This window comes from Neisseria subflava, assembly GCF_003044645.1.
Classification (GTDB): Bacteria; Pseudomonadota; Gammaproteobacteria; order Burkholderiales; family Neisseriaceae; genus Neisseria; species Neisseria subflava_B.
The window spans coordinates 1-294 of the sequence record NZ_POXL01000023.1; the positions used below are offsets into that span (position 1 = coordinate 1).

At 58.2% G+C, this 294-nt stretch carries 1 protein-coding gene; it reads right to left on the reverse strand.

Annotated elements, in window-relative coordinates; all coding sequences use genetic code 11:
* Positions 1–275: hypothetical protein (locus DBY97_RS11645; RefSeq protein ID WP_432760707.1), on the reverse strand; the 275-nt coding region annotated here is incomplete at its 3' end.
* Between the last annotated feature and the right edge of the window lie 19 nt (positions 276–294).

Here is a 294-nt window from a genome sequence, read left to right on the forward strand (position 1 = left end):
GCGCTAAAGGCGACAAAGGTGATACTGGTGTAGCCGGCGCTAAAGGCGACAAAGGTGATACTGGTGCAGCCGGCGCTAAAGGCGACAAAGGTGATACTGGTGCAGCCGGCGCTAAAGGCGACAAAGGTGACACTGGTGCAGCCGGCGCTAAAGGCGACAAAGGTGATACTGGTGCAGCCGGCGCTAAAGGCGACAAAGGTGATACTGGTGTAGCCGGCGCTAAAGGCGACAAAGGTGATACTGGTGCAGCCGGCGCTAAAGGCGACAAAGGTGATACTGGTGCAGCCGGCGCTA